This is a genomic window from Pseudomonas sp. SP16.1 (genome assembly GCF_052682975.1).
Genome location: NZ_JBQYFZ010000001.1, coordinates 1,349,400 through 1,367,260 on the forward strand (window position 1 = coordinate 1,349,400; position 17,861 = coordinate 1,367,260).

Below are 17,861 nucleotides of genomic sequence, written 5' to 3' on the forward strand. Positions count from 1 at the left end.
TATGGCCGTCTCGTTCGCCGGAAACGCAAACGGGGCCGCGAGGGCCCCGTCGTCGAATGGCTGCTTACCAGAGCGGCAGGCTGTAGCTGAGAATCAGGCGGTTCTCGTCGAGATCGTTGGCGAAGTTGGAGCGTACGCTGGCGTTGCGCCATTTCAGCCCGAGGTTCTTCAGCGGGCCGTCTTGCACCACGTAGGCGATGTCGGTGTTGCGCTCCCACTCCTTGCCCTCGCCGCTGCGGCCGGCGACCTCGACGTTGTCGCCGGAGATATAGCGGGTCATGAAGCTCAGGCCGGGGATGCCGAGGCTGGCGAAGTTGTAGTCGTAGCGCACTTGCCAGGAGCGCTCCTCGACGTTGGCAAAGTCGTTGATCTGCACGAAGTTGACCAGGAACGGATCGCTGCTGGCGATGTACGGGAACGGATCGTCGCCGCTCATGCGCTGGTAACCGGCAGCGAGGGCGTGGCCGCCCAGGCTGTAGGTGAACATGGCGCCGAAGGCCCGGTTGTCGAGGTCGCGGAAGTTGCCGTCCTCGCGGCTCTGCGCGTAACGCAGGTCGGTCTTCAGCGACTGTCCTTCGCCCAGTGGCAGCACGTGCAGCAGGGTGCCGTAGTACTGCTGGTAGACATCCTCGAGGGTGCCGTAATGCAGGCCGGCGGTGAGCTGCGGAGTGAGCCTGTACTCGCCGCCGCCGAACACGAAGGAGTCGCTGTTGCCGCCGATGCGGTTGCCGGTCATCTCGGTGTAGTCGGTGGAGCTGTTGGCCTTGATCCGATTGATCTTGCCGCCCTGCAAAGTCAGGTTGTCGATTTCCTGTACGTTGAACAGCGCGCCCTGGAAGGTCTGCGGCAGCAGGCGCGAGTCGTTGGCCGAGACGATCGGGCTGCGAAAGTGCAGGGCGCCGACCTTCAGCGTGCTGTTGGAGACCTTCACCTTGCCGGTCAGGCCGAGCTTGGCATACTCGTCCTGCGAGCCGCCGGAGCGGTCGGCCGGGAGCAGGCCGCTGCCGGCGGTGCCGTCGCCGGAGTCGAGCTTGACCCCGAGCATCCCCAACGCGTCGATGCCGAAGCCGACGCTGCCGTCGGTATAGCCCGACTCCATGCGCAGCAGAAAGCCTTGCGCCCATTCTTCGGCCTTGTCGCGGGCGCCGCTCTGGCGAAAATCGCGGTTGAAATAGAAGTTGCGCAGCTCGAGGCTGGCCTTGCTGTCATCGATGAAGTCGGCGTGGGCGAGCGTCGGCAGGCCGCTGCCGAGCAGCAGCGCGGAAGCCAGGGGGTAAAGGGGGTTCATGGTGCGGTGTCTCCTGTCGGGAGCGCGCAGCGGCGAGAGCGGCTGCTTGGCAGAGCGCGTTCTTGGATGATGTTGTTGTGGTCTGCGCGGAGCGCGGCGCCATTCTTCAAAGCGTCGTTCGGCTGCGTCCAACGAGAAAAAACCGGGGACTGGCGATAGAAAAATTCATCCGCCGGGCAAAATTCGCCTGGCATGCAACCTGCTACGCCTGAGGTAGCACGGGCCCGGCAGAGCGGGCCCCGATGACGGCATTGCGAAGAGGCGTTGCGGCATGAACCTGAGATTTCTCGAGACCTTCGTATGGGTGGCGCGGCTGAAGAGTTTCCGCCTCACGGCCGAGAAGCTGTTCAGTACCCAGGCGTCGATTTCCAGCCGCATCGCCGCGCTCGAGGACGAGCTCGGCACCCGCCTGTTCCTGCGCGACTCCAAGGGCGTTTCGCTGACGCCCGAGGGACAGAAGGTGCTCGAATATGCCGAACGCATGATCGACACCATGCAGGCGATGAAGCAGTCGATCAGCGATACCGGCAACATCCAGGGGCGCATCCGCGTCGGGGCGATGGATACCGTCATTCACACCTGGTTGAGTCCGTTCGTAACACGGGTGATGGAGCGCTACCCGGCCGTGGAGATCGAGCTGACCGCCGACACCGCGCGCAACCTCAACGAGCAGTTGCTCAAGGGCTACCTGGACATCGTGTTCCAGACCGACATGGTCAACGGCGACAGCGTGCGCAACCTGGAGCTGGCCGCCTTCCCGGTGCGCTGGATAGTGCCGACCGGCTCGCTCTATCACCGCCGCTACGCCTCGATGGAGGAGCTGGCGCGCGAGCGCATCATCACCTTCTCGAAGAACTCGCGACCGCACCAGGACATCCTCAACCTGCTGCATGCCGGCAACGTCGGCGCGCCGCGGATCAACTGCGTCAACTCCATCGCCGCGATGACCCGCCTGGTACGTGACGGCTTCGGTATCGCCGCCTTGCCGCCGGCGCTGGTGCGCGACGAGCTCAAGCTGGGACTGCTGAGCATCCTCGAGAATGTGCCAGAGCCGCCACCCTTGCCGGCGGTGGCCACCTGGCGCACCGGCGTCGGGCTGGAGCTGAGCGAGGACATCATCGCCCTGGCCTGCGAGGCCCTGGACGTCTATGCCGAGGAAATGGGCGAGGCCTGCATGATGCGGGCGGCACCGGCGGCGGAACAGCAGAGCGCCTGAGCGTCTTCCTCCGCGCCGCCGCGGGCCAGCCTACGGCTGCCCGTTGCTGGTGCATTCGCCACAAAGCTGCTTCCTTTCATGCCATAACGAATTTCGATCATGCGCCCCCGGTTTTTCTAGTTGGACAGGTCGCGGCGATGCGCTGAGACTCGAAATCGTCTTCCAGCCGCGCCCTGCGGCGCAAAAAAACAATGAACAGGAGAGCAGCATGAAAAGCATCGCATCGCGTTTCGCCGTCACCGCCCTGGCCTGCGCGCTGGGCTTCAGTGCCCAGGCCGCCGAGCGCTGGAACATGAGCGCCGAGAACCCCGACGGCAACTTCATCACCGCCGTGGCCAAGGAATTCGCCCAGGACGTGGAGAAGGCCAGCGGCGGCGAGTTGCAGATTCGCGTGCACGCCAACTCGGTGCTGTTCAAGCGCCCCGAGGTCAAGCGGGCGGTGCAGACCGGCCAGGTGCAGGTCGGCGACGTGCTGATGTCGGTGCTGGGCAACGAAGACCCGATCTTCGAGATCGACAGCGTGCCGTTCCTGGTGCGCAACTACGAACAGGCCCAGGCCTTGTGGCAAGCCAGCCGCCCAGCGGTGGAGGAGCGCCTGGCCAAGCAGGGCATCAAGCTGCTGTACGCCATGCCCTGGTCGCCACAGAGCCTGTACAGCAAGACGCCGGTGACCAGCATGGACGACTTCAAGGGCATGAAGTTTCGCGCCTACAATCCGGCCACCTCGCGCATGACCGAGCTGATGGGCGCGGTGCCGACCGTGATCCAGGCCGGCGAGATCCCCCAGGCGTTCAGCACCGGCATGATCAACGGCATGCTCACCTCGCCGACCACCGGGGTGGACTCCCAGGCCTGGGACTTCGTCTCCTACTACTATGACGTCAAGGCCTTCATTCCGAAGAACTTCGTCATCGTCAACGCCCGAGCCTTCGCCCGTCTGCCGGAGCAGACCCAGGCCGCCGTGCTGGCCGCCGCCGAGCGTGCTGAGCAGCGTGGCTGGGCGATCGCCCAGGAGAAGACCGGCGAACTGGTCAAGACCCTGGCCGACAAGGGCATGCAGGTGTCCGAGCAGGCGCCGGCTGCGGTGGAGAGCGGCTTCGAGCAGATCGGCCGGACCATGACCGAGGAATGGCTCGAGCGCGCCGGGGCCGATGGCCAGGCGATTCTCGATACCTACCAGCGCTGATTCCGTTGCCCGTCGCCCGCCGCGGCGTCGGGCTGTCTCTCCAGGCTTGCCAGGGAGCCCGTCGTTCATGACCCCACTGCACAAGCTCTACACCCTGTCCGGATGGTTGTCCGGGGTGTTTCTCGTCCTGATCTGCCTGCTGGTGGTAGCGCAGATCCTGGCCCGTCAACTCGGCACCATGGTGCCCGCGGCCGACGAATTCGCCGCCTACGCGATGGCCGCGTCCGGCTTTCTCGCCTTGCCCTACGCGCTGCAGCGCGGCGCGCATATCCGCGTCGAGCTGATGCTGCGCCTGCTGCCGCAAGGCGCCCGGCGCGCCGCCGACGTGCTGGCCACCCTGGTCGGTCTGGGCATCGCCGCCTACCTGGCCTGGTACTGCGCGCTGTTCGTGATGGAGTCCTATGAGTTCAAGGAGGTGTCGTCCGGCCTGCTGCCGATCCCCATGTGGTTGCCGCAGCTGCCGATGCTGCTCGGCACCCTGATCCTGGTGGTGGCGATGGCCGAGCGCCTGGTGCTGGTGTGCCTGGGCAAGCGCTTCGAGGCGGCCGATGCCGGCGCGGCGATGAGCGAGTGAGCCGCCTGGCTCGACCTTCCATAGCGGCCATCGCCGCACTGCATTCGTGAGTGAACCCGTGGACTACACCATCATCACCGTAACCCTGTTGCTGGCGCTGTTCGTGCTGCTCGGCGGCGGCGTCTGGGTCGCCCTGTCGCTGCTCGGCGTCGGCATCCTCGGCATGGAGCTGTTCGGCGGCGCGCCGGCCGGCTCGATCCTGGCCTCGACCAGCTGGGCGTCGAGCGCCAGCTGGACGCTGACGGCGCTGCCGCTGTTCATCTGGATGGGCGAGATCCTCTACCGCACGCGCCTGTCCGAAGACATGTTCAGCGGCCTGGCGCCCTGGATGCGCGGCCTGCCGGGGCGCCTGCTGCACGTCAACGTGTTCGGCTGCGGGCTGTTCGCCGCGGTCAGCGGCTCGTCCGCCGCCACCGCCGCCACCATCGGCCGCATCTCCCTGCCCGAGCTGAAATCGCGTGGCTACCCGGAGTCCATCGCCATGGGCTCGCTGGCCGGCGCCGGCACCCTGGGCCTGCTGATTCCGCCATCGATCATGATGATCGTCTACGGCGTGGCGGCGCAGGTGTCGATCTCGCGCCTGTTTATCGCCGGCATCCTGCCGGGCCTGCTGCTGCTGGCGATCTTCAGCGGCTACCTGATGCTCTGGTCGGCCTGCAACCGCAGCCGGCTGCCGGAGGAGGGCGAGCGCCTGCCGTTCATGGTCAAGCTGCGCCGGGCCAGGCTGCTGTTTCCGGTGCTGGGCCTGATCGTCGCGGTGATCGGCTCGATCTACGGCGGTATCGCCACCGCCACCGAGGCGGCTGCGGTCGGCGTGGTCGGCGCGCTGCTGATCGCCCTGTGCTCCGGTGCGCTGACCCGCGAGACCTTCATGGCCAGCCTGATGGGCGCGGTTTCCACCTCCTGCATGATCTTCTTCATCCTGCTCGGCGCCGCCTACCTGACCTCGGCGATGAGCTTCACCGGCCTGCCCGCCGCTCTGGCCGACTGGATCATCGCCAGGCAACTGTCGCCCTACGTGCTGCTGCTGGCGCTGACGCTGTTCTTCATCGCCCTGGGCTGCTTTCTCGACGGCATCTCGATCATCCTGCTGACCACCGCGGTGATCCTGCCGGCCGTGCAGGCGGCCGGCATCGATCTGCTGTGGTTCGGCATCTTCGTCATCCTGGTGGTGGAAATGGCGCAGATCACCCCGCCGGTGGGCTTCAACCTGTTCGTCATCCAGAACCTCACCGGGCGCAACCTCGGTGCGGTGGCGCGCGCCAGCCTGCCGTTCTTCGGCCTGCTGGTCCTGGCGGCGGTGCTGATCACCCTGTTCCCGCAGATCGTCCTGGCGCTGCCCGAGGCCATGCGCGGCGCCTGAGGCGTCGAACGGCCCGTCGGAGCGCTGCGTCGACGGGCCGGTTGCACTCTATCGGTGCGCTGTTGAAAGAAAATGTCGCAGCGCCGCAAGCGGTTGCCGGGCCTCCCTCGTTAAGCTCACCGGCCATATGTGACTAGTCGGTCGCGTCCTTCACGCCGGTCCGCATGCGACTCGCAACTGTCATTGTCGCTTCATGGACTAACGTTGAACTGACACCGAGCGACAGCGATCCAGACTTCCTGTCGACCCACCAGCCCAATGGAGCAAAACCATGGCGTTCTTTACGGCGGCCAGCAAAGCCGACTTTCAGCACCAACTGCAAGCGGCCCTGGCGCAGCACGTGAGCGAGCAAGCACTGCCACAAGTGTCCCTGTTCGCCGAACAATTCTTCGGCATCATCGCCCTCGAGGAGCTGACCCAGCGGCGCCTGTCCGACCTGGTCGGCTGCACCCTGTCGGCCTGGCGCATGCTGGAGCGCTTCGACCACGCCAACCCGCAGGTACGCGCCTTCAACCCCGACTACGAGAAGCACGGCTGGCAGTCGACCCATACCGCGGTAGAGATTCTCCACGGCGACATTCCGTTTTTGGTCGACTCGGTGCGCATGGAGCTCAACCGCCGCGGCTACAGCATCCACACCCTGCAGAACAGCGTGTTCAGCGTGCGCCGCGACAAGAACGGCGAGCTGCTAGAGATCCTGCCCAAGGGCTCCCAGGGCGAGGGCGTGCGGCAGGAAGCGCTGATGTTCCTGGAGATCGACCGCTGCGCCAACACCGGCGAGCTGAAGACCCTGGAAAAGGCCATCCACGAGGTGTTCGGCGACGTGCGCATGAGCGTCGCCGACTTCCAGCCGATGAAGGCCAAGGCGCGTGAGCTGCTGGCCTGGCTCGACCGCGCCAAGCTCAAGGTGGACAAGGCCGAGCTGGACGAGATCAAGGTCTACCTCAACTGGTTGCTGGACAACCACTTCACCTTCCTCGGCTATGAGGAATTCACCGTCGCGCCGAGCGCCGACGGCGGCACCATGGTCTACGACGAGGCGTCGCTGCTCGGCCTGTCCAGGCGCCTGCGCACCGGGCTCAAGGCCGAGGAGCTGCATATCGAGCCGGAGGCGGTGGCCTACCTGCGCGAGCCGCAGCTGCTGTCCTTCGCCAAGGCCGCCGTGCCCAGCCGCGTGCATCGTCCGGCCTACCCGGACTTCGTCTCGATCCGCGAACTGGACGCCAAGGGCAACCTGGTCAAGGAATGCCGCTTCATGGGGCTGTATACCTCGGCGGTGTATGCCGAGAGCGTATGGAACATCCCCTACATCCGCCGCAAGGTGGCGGTGATCGAACAGCGCTCCGGTTTCGACAGCAGCGCGCACCTGGGCAAGGAACTGGCCCAAGTGCTGGAGGTGCTGCCGCGAGACGACCTGTTCCAGACCCCGGTCGACGACCTGTTCAACACCGCCCTGGCCATCGTGCAGATCCAGGAGCGCAACAAGATCCGCGTGTTCCTGCGCCGCGATCCCTATGGCCGCTTCTGCTACTGCCTGGCCTATGTGCCGCGTGACGTCTATTCCACCGAGACCCGCATCAAGATCCAGCAGGTGCTGATGGAGCGCCTGCAGGCCACCGACTGCGAGTTCTGGACCTTCTTCTCCGAATCGGTGCTGGCGCGCGTGCAGTTCATCCTGCGCGTCGACCCGAAGAACAAGGTGCAGATCGACCCCGTGCGTCTGGAGAAGGAAGTGATCCAGGCCTGCCGCTCGTGGAAGGACGACTACGTCGGCCTGATGGTGGAGAGCCTTGGCGAGGCGCAGGGTACCAACGTGCTGGCCGACTTCCCCGGCGGTTTTCCGGCCGGCTACCGCGAGCGTTTCGCCCCGCACTCGGCAGTGGTGGACATGCAGCACCTGCTCAGCCTGAGCGCCGAGCGACCGCTGGTGATGAGCTTCTACCAGCCGCTGGCGCAGGGTGACCAGCAGCTGCACTGCAAGCTGTACCACGCCGATACGCCGCTACCGCTGTCGGACGTGTTGCCGATCCTGGAGAACCTCGGCCTGCGCGTGCTCGGCGAGTTCCCCTACAAGCTGCGCCGCGCCGACGGCCGCGAGTTCTGGATCCACGACTTCGCCTTCACCTACGCCGAAGGCCTCAACGTCGACATCCAGCAACTCAACGACACCCTGCAGGACGCCTTCATCCACATCGTCGGTGGCGATGCCGAGAACGACGCCTTCAACCGCCTGGTGCTGACCGCCGCCATGCCCTGGCGCGAAGTGGCGCTGCTGCGTGCCTACGCCCGCTACCTCAAGCAGATCCGCCTGGGCTTCTCGCTGAGCTATATCGCCGCCACCCTGGTCAACCATGCCGACATCGCCAAGGAACTGGTGCGTCTGTTCCGCACCCGCTTCTACCTGGCGCGCAAGCTCACGGCCGAGGACCTCGACGACAAGCAGCAGAAGCTCGAGCAGGCCATCCTCGCCGCGCTGGACGACGTCGCGGTGCTCAACGAAGACCGCATCCTGCGGCGCTACCTGGACCTGATCAAGGCCACTCTGCGCACCAACTTCTACCAGACCGATGCCAGCGGCGCGGCCAAGCACTACTTCAGCTTCAAACTCAGCCCGCGCCTGATTCCGGAGATTCCGCGACCGGTGCCGAAGTTCGAGATCTTCGTCTACAGCCCGCGCGTCGAAGGCGTACACCTGCGCTTCGGCGACGTCGCCCGTGGCGGCCTGCGCTGGTCGGATCGCGAGGAAGACTTCCGCACCGAGGTGCTCGGCCTGGTCAAGGCGCAGCAGGTGAAGAACGCGGTGATCGTGCCGATGGGCGCCAAGGGCGGCTTCGTGCCGCGGCGGATGCCGCTCGGCGGTAGCCGCGACGAGGTGATGGCCGAGGGCATCGCCTGCTACCGCATCTTCATCAGCGGCCTGCTGGATATCACCGACAACCTCAAGGACGGCGCCGTGGTGCCGCCGGCCAACGTGGTGCGCCACGACGCCGACGACCCCTATCTGGTGGTGGCGGCGGACAAGGGCACCGCGACCTTCTCCGACATTGCCAACGGCATCGCCGCCGAGTACGGCTTCTGGCTCGGCGACGCCTTCGCCTCCGGCGGCTCGGCCGGCTACGACCACAAGGGCATGGGCATCACCGCCAAGGGCGGCTGGGTCAGCGTGCAGCGCCACTTCCGCGAGCGCGGCATCGACGTGCAGAAAGACAGCGTCACGGTGATCGGCATCGGCGACATGGCCGGCGACGTGTTCGGCAACGGCATGCTGCTGTCGGACAAGCTGCAGCTGGTGGCGGCGTTCAACCACCTGCACATCTTCATCGACCCCAATCCGGATGCGGAAAAGAGCTTCGCCGAACGCAAGCGCCTGTTCGACCTGCCGCGTTCGAGCTGGGCCGACTACGACACCGGGCTGATCTCCGAGGGCGGCGGCATCTTCCTGCGCAGCGCCAAGAGCATCGCCATCAGCCCGCAGATGAAGGCGCGCTTCGATATCGCCGCCGACAAGCTGGCGCCCACCGAGCTGCTCAACGCGCTGCTCAAGGCGCCGGTCGACCTGCTGTGGAACGGCGGCATCGGTACCTACGTGAAATCCAGCAAGGAAAGCCACGCCGACGTCGGCGACAAGGCCAACGACGCCTTGCGCGTGGACGGCTGCGAGCTGCGTGCCAAGGTGGTGGGCGAGGGCGGCAACCTGGGCATGACCCAGCTCGGTCGCGTCGAGTTCGGCCTGCATGGCGGTGCTAGCAACACCGACTTCATCGACAACGCCGGCGGCGTCGACTGCTCCGACCACGAGGTCAATATCAAGATCCTGCTCGGCGAGATCGTCGGCGGCGGCGACATGACCGAGAAGCAGCGCAACAAGCTGCTGGTCGAGATGACCGACGACGTCTCCGAACTGGTGCTGGGCAACAACTACAAGCAGACCCAGGCGCTGTCGCTGGCCGAACGCCGCGCGCGCGAGCGGGTCGGCGAGTACAAGCGTCTGATGAACGCCCTGGAAGGCGCCGGCAAGCTGGACCGGGCGCTGGAGTTCCTGCCCAGCGACGAAACGCTCAACGAGCGTGCCGCCAACGGCCAGGGCCTGACCCGGCCGGAGCTGTCGGTGCTGATCTCCTACAGCAAGATCGACCTCAAGGAATCGCTGCTCAAGTCCCTGGTGCCGGACGACGAGTACCTGGCGCGCGAGATGGAAACCGCCTTCCCGGCCGTGCTCACCGAGAAGTTCGGCGATGCCATGCGCCGTCACCGCCTCAAGCGCGAGATCGTCAGCACGCAGATCGCCAACGACCTGGTCAACCACATGGGCATCACCTTCGTGCAGCGCCTGAAGGAGTCCACCGGCATGAGCGCGGCCAACGTCGCCGGCGCCTATGTGATCGTGCGCGACCTGTTCCGCCTGCCGCATTGGTGGGCGCAGATCGAGGCGCTGGACTACCGGGTGCCGGCCGAGCTGCAGTTGCAGCTGATGGACGAGCTGATGCGCCTGGGCCGCCGCGCCACCCGCTGGTTCCTGCGCAACCGTCGCAACGAACTGGACGCCGCACGCGACGTGGCGCACTTCGCGCCGCGCATCGAGGCGCTGGTCGGGCGCCTGGACGAGCTGCTCGAAGGCCCGGCGCGCGAGCAGTGGCTGGCGCGCTACCAGAGCTTCGTCGAAGCCGGCACGCCGGAGGAACTGGCGCGCGTGGTGGCCGGCACCAGCCACCTGTACACCCTGCTGCCGATCATCGAGGCGGCCGACGTCACCGGCAAGGACGCTAGCGAGGTGGCCACCGCCTACTTCGCCGTCGGCGGTGCGCTGGAGCTGTCCTGGTACCTGCAGCAGATCACCGGCCTGCCGGTGGAGAACAACTGGCAGGCGCTGGCCCGCGAGGCTTTCCGTGACGACCTGGACTGGCAGCAGCGCGCCATCACCGTGTCGGTACTGCAGATGGCCGGCGGCCCGCAGGAGATCGAGGCGCGGGTGGCGCTGTGGCTGGAACAGCACCACCGTCTGGTCGAGCGTTGGAAGCTGATGCTGGCGGAGCTGCGTTCGGCCACCGGCACCGACTACGCCATGTACGCGGTGGCCAACCGCGAGCTGATGGACCTGGCGCAGAACGCCTGAACCGGGTAGCGCTGACCTCCCAGGCATTCGAGCCCCTACGGGGCTCGTCCGAACATCCGATGCCAGGTTCCTGGCATCGGATTTTCTTTGCCCGCACCAGCCCGGCGCGGTGCCACGGACGACTGCCGAGCACGGCATGCAGCAATGGCGGCCCTTCACGGCACGGCCTACCCGGACGCTCTGTCGAGGCGCCTATCCCTGCGGCCCGGCGATATCCTGGAGAACCTCGAGGATGGCGATTTGACAACATCCAGGCAGGGGCTAACTTTTCCTGCGTGGAGCTGAGGTGCTCCATGTCAATCGACTAACGAAAGGACTCCATCATGCGCAAAATCAAGCTTTCTGCCCTTCTGTTTGCCGCCCTTGCTTCCCTCTCGCTGGCTGTTTCCGCAGCCGAATCCCCGCAGACCGAAACCGCCAAGCCCGCGGTCGAGCAGGTTGCGATGGTCGCCAAGATCAATCTCAACACCGCCGACGCCGATACGCTCAAGCGCGAGCTGTCCGGTGTGGGGGACGCGAAGGCCAAGGCGATCGTGGCTTACCGCGAGGCCAATGGCGAGTTCGCTTCGGTGGACGAGTTGCTCGAGGTCAAGGGTATCGGGCAGGCGATTCTGGAGAAGAACCGCGACAAGCTGAGCGTGAACTGAAGCCAGGCGGCGTTGCCTTGAGGCCGGTCTCTGACCGGCCTTTTTGTTTGCCAGGCCGAGCGAGCTGACCGAAGGGGGCGAGTGCCAGCGGGCGGGTGGCCGAATGGCGACGTTCGCAGCGGCGCAAGAACGAGCAGGCAAAAAAAACCCGGGTTCTGGGGGATGAATCCGGGTCAAGACCATTAGGAGTAAATCAAGGTACGCGGTCCACGGTACCTTGGCTGGCGGGGCACTTGGGGGGAGATGCCGCGCACCAGTAAGTTCCAGTATTGGCCAGGATTGTCTCGCGTCCAGGCGAAATCGTGCGTTTTTTAAACAGATTTGGAATACCGCGGCCTCTGCTGAGTCCGCCTGATCCATTCGATGCTCTATATGCCGGCGCTCAGCCTTTCGCCAGACGGCCCAGCAGGGCCAGGGTGTCGTGGATCACCCGGGCGCTGGTATAGAAGTGCGGCGACAGGCGCACGCCCGCTCCGCGCTGCGCGCAGATCACCCCGTCCAGGCGCAGCCGCTGGTGTAGCGCCTGGTTGTCCCAGCCCGCCAGGCTGAAGGTGAGGATGCCGGCGCGCCGGGCGCTGTCGAGCGGGCTGTGCAGTGTCGCGCCCGGCAGCGCCGCGATCCCCCCGAGCAGTTCCGCGACTCGCTCGTGCAGGGCGCGGGCGACCTCGTCCATGCCCACCTCTTCGAGCAGCGACAGGCTGGCCTCCAGGGCGAAGGCGCCAAGCATGTTCGGGCTGCCGCATTCGAAGCGCCGCGCGCTGCGTGCCGGCTGCCAGTCCTGGCGGTCGTAGTCACCGGCGTGCTCGAGCATGTGCCAGCCGTACTCGTGCAGCTTGAGTTGGGCGCGCAGCGCGCTGCGGCAATAGAACACGCCCAGGCCTTCCGGACCGAGCAGCCACTTGTGGCCGTCGGCCATGGCGAAATCGCAGTCGCAGGCCTGCACGTCGAAGGGCAGGGCGCCTAGCTGCTGGATGGCATCCACGCACAGCAGTACGTCGCGCTGCCGGCAGCCCTGGCCGAGGCGCGGCAGATCCAGGCGCAGGCCGCTGGCGTACTGCACCGCGCTGATCGACAGCAGGCGCGTGCGCGGCCCGATGGCAGCGAGCAAGGCGCCTTCGGGGTCGTCACCGCGCAGATCCACCTCGAGCACCTGCACCCCCAGCGGTGCCAGGGCCAGCCAGACCACGCGATTGGAGGGGAACTCCTCGTCGCTGATGATCACCTGATCCCCTGGCCGCCAGTCGAGGCCGAAGGCGACGAAGGACAATGCCTCGGAAGTATTCTTGACCAGTGCGATGTCCCCGGTGCTCGGTGCATTCAGCAGGCGCGCCAATCGTTCGCGTAGGCTACGCTCTAGTTTCAGCCAGTCTGGATAGTCGCGTGCACCGCTGGCCACGTTCGCTTCAGCGAAGCGCCGCACCGCCTCGGCACTGCGTTTCGGCCAGGGCGAAACCGCCGCGTGGTTCAGATAGCGCAGCCCGTCTTGCTGGGGGAATTCCTCATGAAACGCGTACATGATTGGATGTTCCGTGCAATTTGGCGCCATTTAGGCATAATACGCGGCTTCGTTTTTTGACTCCGCAGTCCCTTTATGCAGAAAGAACCCCGTAAGGTCCGCGAGTTCCGTCGCCGCGAGCAGGAGATTCTCGACACCGCGCTGAAACTCTTCCTCGAACAGGGCGAAGACAGCGTGACCGTCGAGATGATCGCCGATGCGGTCGGTATCGGCAAAGGCACCATCTACAAGCACTTCAAGTCCAAGGCGGAGATCTACCTGCGCCTGATGCTCGACTACGAGCGCGATCTCAACGCCCTGCTGCACTCGGCCGACGTGGATCGCGACAAGGAGGCGCTGTCGCGTGCCTACTTCGAGTTCCGCATGCGCGACCCGCAGCGCTACCGCCTGTTCGACCGCCTGGAAGAGAAGGTGGTCAAGGGCAATCAGGTGCCGGAGATGGTCGAGCAGCTGCACAAGATCCGTGCCTCCAACTTCGAGCGCTTGACCCAGCTGATCAAGGGCCGCATCGTCGAAGGCAAGCTGGAAGACGTGCCGCCATACTTCCACTATTGCGCCGCCTGGGCGTTGGTGCACGGTGCCGTGGCGCTATACCACTCGCCGTTCTGGAGCAACGTGCTGGAGGATCAGGAAGGTTTCTTCCAGTTCCTCATGGATATCGGCGTGCGCATGGGCAACAAGCGCAAGCGCGACTGACGCCGGCGACGGCCCGCAGCAGGCGACGCCGACCCATAGCGAACGCGACCCCGCTCATTCAGCCGGCCGATGGTCCATGTGCCACGGCCGGATACGGCGATATACTCGAGCTGTCCCCCTCGGAGTCCGCCATGATCGTCGACCGCCAGGGCAGGCGCTTTCGCAACCTGCGCATCAGCCTGACCGCCGCCTGCAACTACGCCTGCACCTATTGCGTGCCCGACGGCAAGCGCCTGGTGGCGGCGCAGGACGAACTCTCCGCCGAGGCCATGGCCCGCGGCGTCGCCTACCTGATCGAGGCGGCCGGCATCGAGCGGTTGCGCATCACCGGCGGCGAGCCGCTGGTCAGTCCGCGTCTGGAGCCCTTCCTGCGCCAGGTCAGCCAGCTCGGCCTCGACGACATCAGCCTGACCAGCAACGGCCAGCTGCTGCAGCGCAAGCTGCCGCTGCTGCTCGAATGCGGCATCCGCCGCCTGAACGTCTCCCTGGACACCCTCGACGCCGAGGCCTTCGGCCGCATCGCCCGCGGCGGCGACCTGGCCACCGTGCTGGCCGGTCTGGACGCGGCGCGCGACGCCGGGATCAAGATCAAGCTGAACATGGTGCCGCTGCGCGGGCAGAACCTCGACCAGGTGCTGCCGCTGCTCGACTACTGCCTGGAGCGCGGTTTCGAGCTGCGCTTCATCGAGCTGATGCGCATGGGCCACCTGGCCCGCGACCCCAACGCCTTCAACCAGCAGTTCGTCGGCCTGCCCGAGCTGCTCGAGCTGATCGGCAGCCGCCACGATTACGTCCAGGCCGACGCCCCGGTCGATGCCACCGCGCTGCGCTATGCCATCCCCGGCGTCGGCCATTTCGGCGTGATCGCCAACGAGAGCGTGCCCTTCTGCCGCACCTGCTCGCGCCTGCGCCTGTCCTCGACCGGCTGGCTGCACGGCTGCCTGTCGTCGAGCAACCGTCACTACGTCGGCGACCTGCTGGATAAGCCGCGCCACCAGGCCCTGCCGGCGCTGCAGCGGCTGCTGGTCAAGGCCCTCGGCGACAAGCAGGAGCTGGCCTTCTCCGGCGGCGTGACGGTGATGAAGATCATCGGCGGCTGACCCCGCTGCTCTGTAGGGTGGATGTCGCTTTTCACATCCACCAGTGCCTTGCTCTGTGGGTCGGTGAAGCGTGATCCACCCTACGTTGCGCCTGCTCAACGCAGCGCAGGCACTCTTGAGCCGACTCTGGCGGGGCGTGGCTCGGCAGTCACGCCCGGTGCGGATACACTGCCGGGGCTTTCACCACGCGAGCGACCCATCCGCATGTCCGCCAGTTTCCCCATCGCCTATATCGAGCCGGTGTTCCGTCCGCCCAGCGAGGCCCAGTCGCTGATCCTGCCGGTGACCAACGGCTGCTCCTGGAACCAGTGCACCTTCTGCGAGATGTACACCGCGCCACAGAAGAAATTCCGCGCCCGCGACGAGGCCGAGGTGCTCGAGGAGATCCGCCGCGCCGGCGAGCAGCTGATCGTCAACCGCGTGTTTCTCGCCGACGGCGATGCGCTGGTACTGCCGACGCGGCGCCTGCTGAATATTCTCGAGGCGATCCGCACCTATATGCCCGAGGTGCGCCGGGTCTCCAGCTACTGCCTGCCGCGTAACCTGCGCAAGAAATCGGTAGACGAGCTCAAGGAGCTGGCCGACGCCGGGCTGAAGATGGCCTATGTCGGTTGCGAGTCCGGCGATGACGAGGTGCTGGCGCGGGTCAACAAGGGCGAGACCTACGAATCCAGCCTCAGCGCCCTGGACAAGCTCGGCCAGGCCGGCATCACCCGCTCGGTGATGATCCTCAACGGCCTCGGTGGGCAGGCGCTCAGCGAGCAGCACGCCGACAACTCGGCGCGGCTGATGAATGCCGCGCAACCGGAGTATCTGTCCACCCTGGTGGTCAGCTTCCCTCTGGGCGAGGCGCGCTTTCGTCAGCAGTTCGCGGACTACCGGCCGCTGACCCAGCTGCAGCTGTTCGGCGAGGTCGAGCGCCTGCTGCATGGCCTGGAGCTGCGGCAGACCGTGTTTCGCAGCGATCACGCCTCCAACTATCTGGTGCTCAAGGGCAACCTCGGCCGCGACAAGGCGCGCCTGCTGGCCCAGGTGCGCGGGGCCATCGAGCGGCCGCAGCAGGCGGGTCTGCGCCAGGAGTGGCAGCGCGGGCTGTAACGCGCCAAGCTGGAGGGGCGCGGCGATCCACCCTCGGTCGGCCGTTCGCGGCGCGCCTGGCGCAGAACCTGCATCCCTGCCTTATCCGCCGGTTTTCCGTCGCCGGCACGAGGAGGATCGATTCATGCGTAACCTGCTTCTACTGGTGGCGCTGTTGGGCCTGGCCGGCTGCATGAAGGTCAGCGACCTAGCCAGCGGCGCCGAGTACCACCTGCGCGATGCCGGCTTTCTCGACCACGGCCACACCGAGCGCATGGCCTCGCGGCGCCTGCAGCAGGACTCGTTCATCTATATCGCCCAGGGCCATTTCGTGCCGCCGGGCCATGGCTATCCGCGACCCAACGTGGTAGCCGAGGAGGCATTCAACGGCTTCGTCGAGTACTTCCCGCTGGTGCGCCGTGCGCGCGAGCCGCTGGGGCTGGAGGAGGCCATGGCCGAGGCGCGCGCCGCCGGTGCCCACTACCTTCTGTACAGCCGTTTCGCCTACAGCGACGACCGCATCGGCACCCAGGAGGATTGGGAGGAGCAGGAGGGGCTGGACCGCCTCGGTACCGATCGGGCTGCCATCCAGTTGATGCTGATCGAGACCAACACCCGTTACCTGGTGGACACCGCGCGCATCCGCAGCCGCGGCGGCTTTCTCACCTTCTACGACGCGCGGCCGCAGGAGCTGATCGGCCCGCCGCTGCACGACTACGCGCGCAGCCTGCTCGGCGTCGCGCGCTGAGGTTGCGTTCTGGCGAACCCCTTTGTAGGAGCTGGCTTGCCGGCGATGCTTTAAAGGCGGATCGCCGGCAAGCCGGCTCCTACGGATTTCGCCTGGCCCGGAGTCGTCCGTCGGCTCGCCGCGCCTCTGCCCCGCATGCTTCGCCCACCGCCTGGTGTATTCTCGTTCGCCTGACCCGGCGCGCCGGGCAACGGACGAGGAAAGACCATGAGCGATCCAGGCAAGGCCGGCGACCTGCTGGCGCAGATCCCCAAGGGCGAAGGCAAGGGCCTGCCGCCCGTGCACCTGTGGAACCCCGATTTCTGCGGCGATATCGACATGCGCATCGCCCGCGACGGCACCTGGTACTACCTGGGCACGCCGATCGGCCGCAAACCCATGGTGCGGCTGTTCTCCACCATCATCCGCCGCGACGGCGACGACTATTTCCTGATCACCCCGGTGGAGAAGGTCGGCATTCGCGTCGACGACGCGCCCTTTGTCGCCGTGACCCTGCAGGTCATCGGTGAGGGCGAGGCGCAGTCGCTGCGTTTCACCACCAATGTCGAGGACGAGGTAACGGCCGGCGCCGAGCACCCCATCCGCGTCGAGATCGACCCCGCGACTGGCGAACCTGCGCCTTATGTGCTGGTGCGGCGCAACCTGGAGGCGCTGATCCACCGCAACGTCTTCTACCAGTTGGTGGAGCTGGCGGTAGAACGCGAGATCGACGGCCGGCCCTGGCTCGGCGTATGGAGCGGCGGGCAGTTCTTCCCCATCGGCCCGCAACCGACCTGATAGACGCGAAGGAGTTTTCATGGACGAACCCCGCATCGCCAGCGAACGCCTGCTGCTGCGCCCGCTGTGTGCCGAGGACGCCGCGCAGGTGGCGCGGCTGGCCGGCGACTTTCGCATCGCCGAGGTGACCCGCAGCATTCCCCATCCCTATCCGCCGGAGCTGGCCCAGCGCTGGATCGAGCAGTGCGCACGGGACTGGGCCGCCGGCAGCGCGACCTGCTTCGCCATAGTCGAGCGCGCCGGCGGCGAGCTGATCGGCAGCATCGCCCTCAAGGACATCGCCCGCGGCGAGGCCGAGGTCGGCTACTGGCTCGGCGTGCCCTACTGGCGCCGCGGCTACGCCAGCGAGGCGTGCAACGCCCTGGTCGAGTTCGCCTTCGCCCACCTGCAACTGCGCCGCTTGTACGCCAGCCACCTGACGCGCAACCCGCAGTCCGGGCGGGTGCTGCGCAAGGCCGGCTTTCGCCACTTGGGGGCCGGCCACAGCGAATGCGGCTGCCGCGGCGAACTGGAGCCGGTGGAACTCTACGAACGGGTGAACGGGCAGTGATTCGCGCGCT

The 17,861-nt window shown here is 66.4% G+C and carries 14 protein-coding genes; 12 read left to right on the forward strand and 2 right to left on the reverse strand.

Annotated elements, in window-relative coordinates:
* Positions 1-64 precede the first annotated feature (64 nt).
* Complete coding sequence (locus ACUTAF_RS06590) at positions 65-1,288, reverse strand: OprD family porin (RefSeq protein ID WP_445579221.1); 1,224 nt, start codon at positions 1,286-1,288, stop codon at positions 65-67.
* Positions 1,289-1,559: 271 nt separating this feature from the next.
* Between ACUTAF_RS06590 and ACUTAF_RS06595 the strand changes: the two genes are divergently transcribed.
* The 6 genes from ACUTAF_RS06595 (at position 1,560) to ACUTAF_RS06620 (ending at position 11,387) form a co-directional block, all read left to right on the forward strand.
* The gene (locus ACUTAF_RS06595; RefSeq protein ID WP_445579222.1) at positions 1,560-2,504 is read left to right on the forward strand and encodes a LysR family transcriptional regulator; all 945 of its coding nucleotides are present in this window, start codon (positions 1,560-1,562) and stop codon (positions 2,502-2,504) included.
* A gap of 208 nt (positions 2,505-2,712) precedes the next feature.
* Positions 2,713-3,690, forward strand: a complete 978-nt coding sequence (locus tag ACUTAF_RS06600; RefSeq protein ID WP_445579223.1) for a TRAP transporter substrate-binding protein — start codon at positions 2,713-2,715, stop codon at positions 3,688-3,690.
* 67 nt (positions 3,691-3,757) lie between these two features.
* On the forward strand, positions 3,758-4,264 hold the full coding sequence (locus ACUTAF_RS06605) for a TRAP transporter small permease (protein ID WP_445579224.1): 507 nt from the start codon (positions 3,758-3,760) through the stop codon (positions 4,262-4,264).
* Between the two features lie 58 nt (positions 4,265-4,322).
* Positions 4,323-5,627: a TRAP transporter large permease gene (locus ACUTAF_RS06610; RefSeq protein ID WP_445582411.1), complete on the forward strand. Its 1,305-nt coding sequence runs from the start codon at positions 4,323-4,325 to the stop codon at positions 5,625-5,627.
* A gap of 271 nt (positions 5,628-5,898) precedes the next feature.
* Positions 5,899-10,740, forward strand: a complete 4,842-nt coding sequence (locus tag ACUTAF_RS06615) for an NAD-glutamate dehydrogenase (protein WP_445579225.1) — start codon at positions 5,899-5,901, stop codon at positions 10,738-10,740.
* A 323-nt stretch (positions 10,741-11,063) separates the two neighbouring features.
* The gene (locus tag ACUTAF_RS06620) at positions 11,064-11,387 is read left to right on the forward strand and encodes a ComEA family DNA-binding protein (protein ID WP_445579226.1); all 324 of its coding nucleotides are present in this window, start codon (positions 11,064-11,066) and stop codon (positions 11,385-11,387) included.
* 382 nt (positions 11,388-11,769) lie between these two features.
* Here ACUTAF_RS06620 and ACUTAF_RS06625 read toward each other — a convergent pair whose 3' ends face one another.
* A complete protein-coding gene (locus ACUTAF_RS06625) occupies positions 11,770-12,903 on the reverse strand; it encodes an aminotransferase class V-fold PLP-dependent enzyme (protein WP_445579227.1) in 1,134 nt (377 codons plus the stop codon).
* Between the two features lie 75 nt (positions 12,904-12,978).
* Between ACUTAF_RS06625 and ACUTAF_RS06630 the strand changes: the two genes are divergently transcribed.
* From ACUTAF_RS06630 to ACUTAF_RS06655, 6 genes are all read left to right on the forward strand, one after another.
* The gene (locus tag ACUTAF_RS06630) at positions 12,979-13,599 is read left to right on the forward strand and encodes a TetR/AcrR family transcriptional regulator (protein WP_445579228.1); all 621 of its coding nucleotides are present in this window, start codon (positions 12,979-12,981) and stop codon (positions 13,597-13,599) included.
* A gap of 131 nt (positions 13,600-13,730) precedes the next feature.
* On the forward strand, positions 13,731-14,699 hold the full coding sequence (locus tag ACUTAF_RS06635) for a GTP 3',8-cyclase MoaA (protein ID WP_445579229.1): 969 nt from the start codon (positions 13,731-13,733) through the stop codon (positions 14,697-14,699).
* A gap of 204 nt (positions 14,700-14,903) precedes the next feature.
* Positions 14,904-15,797 carry a radical SAM protein gene (locus tag ACUTAF_RS06640; protein ID WP_445579230.1) on the forward strand — a complete coding sequence of 298 codons (894 nt, stop codon included), beginning with the start codon at positions 14,904-14,906 and terminating at the stop codon, positions 15,795-15,797.
* Positions 15,798-15,921: 124 nt separating this feature from the next.
* On the forward strand, positions 15,922-16,524 hold the full coding sequence (locus ACUTAF_RS06645; RefSeq protein WP_445579231.1) for a DUF4823 domain-containing protein: 603 nt from the start codon (positions 15,922-15,924) through the stop codon (positions 16,522-16,524).
* A 207-nt stretch (positions 16,525-16,731) separates the two neighbouring features.
* The gene (locus ACUTAF_RS06650) at positions 16,732-17,301 is read left to right on the forward strand and encodes a DUF1285 domain-containing protein (RefSeq protein WP_445579232.1); all 570 of its coding nucleotides are present in this window, start codon (positions 16,732-16,734) and stop codon (positions 17,299-17,301) included.
* Between the two features lie 19 nt (positions 17,302-17,320).
* Positions 17,321-17,851 (forward strand): GNAT family N-acetyltransferase, encoded by a 531-nt coding sequence (locus ACUTAF_RS06655; RefSeq protein WP_445579233.1) that lies wholly within the window; start codon positions 17,321-17,323, stop codon positions 17,849-17,851.
* Positions 17,852-17,861: the final 10 nt, after the last annotated feature.